General features: G+C 71.0%; 1 protein-coding gene. It reads left to right on the top strand.

Features of this window, described 5'->3' with window-relative positions; all coding sequences use genetic code 11:
- Positions 1-115 precede the first annotated feature (115 nt).
- Positions 116-1,039, top strand: a complete 924-nt coding sequence (locus CHB94_RS24365; protein ID WP_089339114.1) for an IS5 family transposase — start codon at positions 116-118, stop codon at positions 1,037-1,039.

Here is a 1,039-nt window from a genome sequence, read left to right as displayed (position 1 = left end):
TAGGCCCTGTTTGAGAAGTCGCTCGCGGGCCGTGGCTGGCGTGTCGGTGCCGAAAGAAGGCGAGGTCTCCGGTAGAGGGATCAACGACCAAGAAGACCCTCACCACGGAGACCTCGTGGACGGCACCCTACCCGCCGGTGCCCGCCATGACCTGACCGACGAGCAGTGGGCGATCCTGGCGTCGCTGCTGGAAGCGCTGCTGCCGGTCGGCCAGAAGCCCGGCAGACCCCGGAAATGGACCCTTCGCCAGCTCATCGATGGCATCCGCTTTCGCACCCGGACCGGCTGTCCCTGGCGGGACGTGCCCGAGCGCTACGGCACCTGGCAGAGCGTCTACGGGCTTTTCCGCGCCTGGCAGTTGGCCGGCACCTGGGCGGCGATCCTGTCCGGTCTGCAGGCGAGCAGCGCCGAGGTCGGGCTGATCGACTGGGTGGTGTCGGTGGACTCCACGATCAACCGGGCCCATCAGCACGCCGCCGGCGCCCGCCGCCATCCCGAAGCCCAGCGCACGCCACCGGTCGGTGAGCCGGCCGACCATGCCCTCGGCCGCTCCCGCGGTGGCCTGTCGACGAAGGTGCATCTGGCCGTCGAGCAGGGGCGCAAGACGCTGGCCACCGCGCTGACGCCCGGGCAGGCCGCCGACAGCCCCCAGTTCACCACCGTGCTCGGGCGGATCCGGGTGCCGCGCCGGTCCGGTCCGGGACGGCCGCGCACCCGACCGACGCGCGTGCTGGCCGACAAGGCCTACTCCAGCCGCGCCAACCGGACCTATCTCCGCCGGCGTGGCATCCCGGCGACCATTCCGGTCAAGGCCGACCAGCGGGCCAACCGGCGGAAGAAGGGCTCCGCCGGCGGGCGACCGCCGACGTTCGACGCGGACCGCTACCGGCAGCGGCATGCCGTCGAGTGCGGCATCAACCTGCACAAACAGCACCGCGGCTTCGCCACCCGCTACGACAAGCTCGCCGTCCGCTACGAGGCCACCGTCCAGATCAGCGACATCGACATCTGGCTGCGCGACCTTTCAAACAGGGCCTAG

This window comes from Blastococcus mobilis, assembly GCF_900188025.1.
Taxonomy (GTDB): domain Bacteria; phylum Actinomycetota; class Actinomycetes; order Mycobacteriales; family Geodermatophilaceae; genus Blastococcus_B; species Blastococcus_B mobilis.
Note: the sequence above shows the minus strand (reverse complement) of the source record. Positions and strands in the feature narration are given on the sequence as shown.